The organism is Shewanella sp. 11B5, from assembly GCF_002836795.1.
Taxonomy (GTDB): domain Bacteria; phylum Pseudomonadota; class Gammaproteobacteria; order Enterobacterales; family Shewanellaceae; genus Shewanella; species Shewanella frigidimarina.
In genome coordinates, this window is sequence record NZ_PJAP01000510.1 from 1 (window position 1) to 5,792 (window position 5,792).

General features: G+C 40.1%; 4 protein-coding genes and 1 pseudogene. 1 reads left to right on the forward strand and 4 read right to left on the reverse strand.

Annotated features, from left to right (window positions below; all coding sequences use genetic code 11):
• Both CXF78_RS11995 and ggt read right to left on the reverse strand, forming a co-directional pair.
• Positions 1-425 (reverse strand): annotated as a pseudogene (locus tag CXF78_RS11995) (methyl-accepting chemotaxis protein); the annotation flags it as partial.
• Between the two features lie 456 nt (positions 426-881).
• Complete coding sequence (gene ggt / locus CXF78_RS12000; protein WP_102036922.1) at positions 882-2,633, reverse strand: gamma-glutamyltransferase; 1,752 nt, start codon at positions 2,631-2,633, stop codon at positions 882-884.
• Positions 2,634-2,745: 112 nt separating this feature from the next.
• On the opposite strand from ggt, the gene CXF78_RS12005 reads away from it, so the two are divergent.
• Positions 2,746-3,930 (forward strand): GNAT family N-acetyltransferase, encoded by a 1,185-nt coding sequence (locus tag CXF78_RS12005; protein ID WP_102036923.1) that lies wholly within the window; start codon positions 2,746-2,748, stop codon positions 3,928-3,930.
• 36 nt (positions 3,931-3,966) lie between these two features.
• Here the strand turns inward: CXF78_RS12005 and CXF78_RS12010 are convergent, their stop codons facing one another.
• Positions 3,967-4,584, reverse strand: a complete 618-nt coding sequence (locus tag CXF78_RS12010; protein WP_011637783.1) for a LysE family translocator — start codon at positions 4,582-4,584, stop codon at positions 3,967-3,969.
• 103 nt (positions 4,585-4,687) lie between these two features.
• On the reverse strand, positions 4,688-5,728 hold the full coding sequence (gene hppD / locus CXF78_RS12015) for a 4-hydroxyphenylpyruvate dioxygenase (RefSeq protein ID WP_011637782.1): 1,041 nt from the start codon (positions 5,726-5,728) through the stop codon (positions 4,688-4,690).
• Between the last annotated feature and the right edge of the window lie 64 nt (positions 5,729-5,792).

Here is a 5,792-nt window from a genome sequence, read left to right on the forward strand (position 1 = left end):
CGTTGAATTTTACTAAAGTCGACATCATCTTTAATAAACTCAGCAGCTAAACTGCGAGCATTATTATAGTAGAGGTTTACGTCCTTATTAAGTTGTCGAGTTACATTGGTTTCTTGGGGCTGTAAATCGACGAGCTGACGTAAGTTAGCTGATATTTGCAACACCATAGTATTGGCAACATCTAGTGCATCTTCTTCGCCTGTTGTAATAGCCGATTGGATCGTTTGATCTAATTGTAATATTAAGCCTTGATTCACCGTAGCAAGATTTAACGCAGGATAAAGTTGATTCTGAAGTCCATTTAAGCGTTGAGCATTACTTTTGCCAGTTTGATTATTGATGAGAATCGAAATGACAAATGACACGATAGCGACAAAGGTTAGCAGGGCAATTCGATGCTTGATTTTTAAATTAATGAGCTGCATGGGGCCTTTTGTTAATTTAGGAAGGTCTAAACTGATGGCGATAATAACAGTTTCAGTAGTGACTTAAAATATTAACATTCACTGTGGGTTGAATAATTACGTCGAAAAAATAATAACGGTGAGACACCAGAAGGATTTAATATTTGTAGTGTTTGAAATAATCTAATTTTTTAATGGCGGGAGGGGGGCTTTAATTCAATGCATTGATTTTGTTGTTATTCTAACTGTTGCCTTTATTTTTTATGAGCATTAATAATATTGAGCGTTTACATTGTATAAAACGATACAATATTTTTAAGTATGTTGAGTATTGATTTTGGTGCATTTGTTGATTGATGTTAATTTCATTAAGGTTAAATTAAGTTATAACTCATTCATTCTTGTTATTAATAATTAATGATAGCGGCTTTACATTATTTAAAGCCGCTATTGCATTATTTTGAATGGTTTACGGTATTAGTAGCCGATGGCGGCAGAACCTGCGCGTCTTGGGTCTGAAGCGCCAAAAAGACCTTGCTCTGTCATCATTATCGATTGAGTACTGCCAATCGACTCTTGCACTTTCACTTTGTGACCTTTGGCTTCAAGTAATGAAATCGTATCGCGATTCAATGTATGTTCCACCCAAATAAAATCAGGTAACCATTGGTGATGCATACGTGCAGCAGCAGTTGCTTCGGCAATGTTTAAGTTATGATCAATCACATTCATGATCATTTGCAGCGTAATATTAATAATTCGCGAGCCACCAGGGCTGCCGGTAACAATGAAAGGTTTGCCATCTTTCATCACCATAGTAGGACTCATTGAACTGAGAGGACGCTTATTTCCTTCTACCGCATTTGCGTCACCACCAATTAAGCCATAACCATTTGGTGTACCTGGTTTAGCCGAAAAGTCATCCATTTCATTGTTTAATAAAATGCCCGTGCCTTTAGCGACTAAGCCAGAACCATAACTAAAATTAAGAGTATAAGTATTAGCTACGGCATTGCCCCATTTATCGATAACTGAGAAGTGGGTAGTTTGATCGCTCTCATACGGCGCAAGGTTTCCAGGTTTTATTTCGCTGCTAGGTGTGGTTTTATTAATGGCGATTTTGCTGGCAATCTCTTTAGCGTATTCTTTGCTAGTCAATTGTTTAACTGGCACATTAACAAAATCAGGGTCACCTAAATACTCACTTCGATCTGCATAAGCATATTTCATTGTTTCGGCCATAAGATGCAAAGTGTTTGCGGTGTTGTGGCCTAATTTATCAATGGGGAATTGCTCGAGTACATTGAGCATTTCGATAATATGGATACCACCTGAAGATGGTGGCGGCATAGAAACCACTTCGTAACCTCGGTAATTACCCCGCACAGGTTCGCGTTCAATCACTTTATAGTTAGCCAGATCAGTTAAACTCATTATGCCGCCCGCATTCTGTACTGCAGAGACAATTTTCTTAGCCGTTTCACCTTGATAAAACCCTTTGCTACCTTTCTGGGCAATCAAAGATAATGACTGTGCTAACTCGGGTTGTTTGAGCAATTCATTGACTTGATAATTACTGCCGTCGGCATGGTAGAAAATCTCTGCCGAACTTGGCCATTGGGTAATACGAGATTTAAGACCCGCTAATGAGTTTGATAGATCTGAAGTGACTAATATTCCGTCTTTGGCGAGTTTAATCGCAGGCTTGATCACTTGCGCCATTTTCATGGTGCCATATTGTTTTAAGGCCAGCTCCATCCCCATAACAGTGCCTGGTACGCCAACGGCTAAACCATGTTCACGACTGAGTTTGTCAACTGCATTACCTTGTTCATCAAGGAAGATATCTTTGTGTGCTTTAGCAGGGGCTGTTTCACGGTAATCGATAGCAATGGTTTTATTTTGCTCGGCTAAATGCACCAACATAAAGCCACCGCCACCAATATTACCCGCGCGAGGTAAGGTTACTGCAAGGGCGTAGGCCACTGCTACCGCCGCATCGACTGCGTTGCCACCTTGTTTTAAAATATCAACGCCAATTTGACTGGCTAATGCTTCTTGGCTTGAAACCATGCCATGCTTAGCATAGATTGGCTGAGCCGTTGCCATTTCACTAAAGATTGAAGCTTCATTTGCCTGGCTGTCAGCAATATGAAGTGCAGGATAACAAAGTGTAAGAGTTAATGCGGTGCTCAAAAAAAGCGGGGTTAACTTAGGGAATCGTGTCACGATCAATCCTTGGTGTGTATTGAGAAGATATTGTGATAGAACATGCCACAGGATAGCAACAATTGGTATGAGTTTTAACGGTTGAGCATTAATTATTATAGGGTAGGTGTGGGTGGAACAAACACAAACGCGAGTTTATCAATATAAATTTGTTAATAGTATTAGCAATATAGATTCTTTAGTATGGAATACTTTTTTTGGATCATTTCATCCTTTTACGCGCCATGAATATTTATCCGCTCTGGAAATGAGTCGCTGTGTTAGCACTGAAACAGGCTGGACACCGATGCACCTTATGGTGATGGATGGCGATAATATTATTGCATTAATGCCGTTGTACCTTAAAAGTCATTCTTGGGGCGAATATGTGTTTGATTGGGCATGGGCAGAAGCTTATGAGCGTCATAATATAGATTATTACCCCAAGCTCGTGAGCAGTGTACCTTTCACTCCTACTACAGGGCGGCGTATTGGTATTGATCAAAGGTTACCAAAACACGATCAACAACACTTGATTGACGGTATTCAAACCTATCTGTCACAAACGGTTATGAAACAGGGATGGTCATCTTGGCATTGTTTATTTACCAATACCGAGCAACATCTTCAGTTTGCACAAGCAGGGGTAATGGAGCGTGTTGGTTGTCAGTTTCATTGGCACAACCAAAACTATGCTGATTTTAATGACTTTCTCAGTACATTAACGTCACGTAAACGCAAAAATATCACTAAAGAGCGGACTTCAGCAAGGCAGCAACTACAGTTCCGATTTATTGATGGTGATAATGCGAGTGCAGAGCAATGGCAAGATTTTGTGCGGTGTTATCAAAATACTTATTTAAAGCGTTCGGGTCATAAAGGGTATTTATCGGCAGCATTTTTTGAGCAGATAGCAGCAACTATGGGCTCAATGATACGACTATTATTGATTGAAAATAGTGACGCACAATTAGTGGCATCAGCATTATATTTTGTGTCAGACACACATTTATATGGTCGCTATTGGGGAGCGTTAACTGAATGTGACCATGTCCATTTTGAAGCATGTTATTACCAAGGCATTGAGTACGCTATTGCTAATAAATTAAGCGTTTTTGATGCTGGTGCACAAGGCGAACATAAAGTAGCGCGAGGATTTCGCTCGGTTAAAACTACCTCAAGTCATTTTATTGCTCATGAAGGCTTTAATGATGCTATCGGTGACTTTTGTAAACAAGAACAATCTCATATCGACATTTATATGCAACAAATGTGTGAACAACTGCCGTATAAGTCAATTGATAATACATCAACATAATATGGAGTAATTTACACATCCATTGTTCTTTAAGGGTTAGCCTAGTGCTAACCAAATACCAACCAGAATCATCAAGCTTCCGGCGATACGATTCATCCAGCGGATATTATCTCCGCGGCTTAAAAATAACCGTAAGCTTTTACCGCCGCTAGCATAAGCCAGCATAGACACACTTTCGGTAACCATTATTATACCAAGCAAAACGGCGAGTTGTGGCCCGACGGCATTATCGACATTTATAAATGGCGGTAATAGTGAAATCATAAAAGCCCAACCTTTAGGGTTGGCAATCGCGGTAATAAATCCTTGGCTGATTAAGCTCATGCGACTGGCTTTGACTTCAATACCAGTGATGATGGCCATTTTGCCTTTAGCACGCCACATATTAATGCCAATGTAGCCAAGGTAAGCACCACCCACCCACTTAAGAATATCGAACACCTGTGGGTAATTTAGCATGATGCTGGCAACCCCAAGTACTGCTGCAATGGCGACCAACGCCACGCCCACTAATTCGCCTAACATCATCCATAAGGTTCTGCGTACACCAATACTCATTCCGAGTGTCATGGCTAAAGTCATGCACATACCGGGGGTGATAGACACAAAAAAGAACGTTGGAATAAACACAGCGAGTACAGCGTAATCTGGCATTAGAAAGGTCTTTAATTAGAATGTAGATGGCAGAGTGTAAAGGCCTAAAATGATAAAAACCAGCAATTTGCTGGTTTTTATGTATCACTTCGTGTCTATAAAATTACAGCACGCCGCGTTTCATTTGATCGCGTTCGATTGATTCAAATAACGCAGTAAAGTTACCTTCACCAAAGCCAAGGTTGTTTTTACGTTGAATGATTTCAATGAAGATAGGGCCAAAAAGATTTTTGGTGAAAATTTGCAGTAAATAACCCTCATCATCACCATCAACCAAAATTTGATGATGTTTGATACGATCGTGATCTTCGGTCACCTGTGGCAACTTCTCGAAAATGGTGTCGTAATATTCAGGAATAATATCCAGTGTTTTGATTGAGGTGCCTTCCATTGCATCAAGTGAGGCCACAATGTCGCGACTTCTAAATGCAAGATGCTGAACACCTGGGCCATTGTATTCACCTAAGTATTCATCAATCTGATTTTTATCATTGCCTTTACCTTCGTTTATCGGGATACAGAAACTGCCATCCGGTGAACGTAGGGCATAAGATACCAATGCGGTTTGTGCGCCGCTGATATCAAAATAACGCACTTCAGTAAAACCAAAGATGTCTTTGTAAAAGTTAGCCCATTTTTCCATAGTGCCTTTGTAGACATTATTGGTTAAATGGTCGACTTCCATAAAGCCTTTTTCAGGCGTTACGATAGGCTGCTCTAAATCAACAAAGTCAGTTTGATAAATATTGTTTTGCTCACCAAAAGTGTCAATAAAATAAATCAAGCTATCGCCGATACCGTAAATAGCTGGGTAAGGCATATCTTTATTGGCATCATCGGCTGGTTTTGCACCACGGGCAACGGCTTCTGTAAATGCAAACTGTGCATCTTCTACACGCCAACCCATTGAACAAATAGCCGGGCCATGAGATTTGGCAAATTCTGCAGAAAACCCTGCACGGCCTTTATTCAATAGAAAGTTAATGTCATTTTGTTTGTAGTAAACAATGTCATTATTTTTGGCTTTTTTTAACATCGAAAAACCAAAATCGATGAATACCTGATGCATGTATTCAGTATCTGGGCTAGCAAATTCGGTGAATTCAATGCCTAACAGGCCCAGTGGGTTTAGTTCGCTTGCCATTTTGTTTTCCTTTATTTTATGTCAACACGCCATCACTCTTTGGTGACTTGGGTTAGCTATAAAT

Coding starts and splice junctions, on each gene's coding strand:
- CXF78_RS12010 (WP_011637783.1), bottom strand. CDS start 4,584: ATGCCAGATTACGCTGTACTCGCTGTGTTTATTCCAACGTTCTTTTTT.
- hppD (WP_011637782.1), bottom strand. CDS start 5,728: ATGGCAAGCGAACTAAACCCACTGGGCCTGTTAGGCATTGAATTCACC.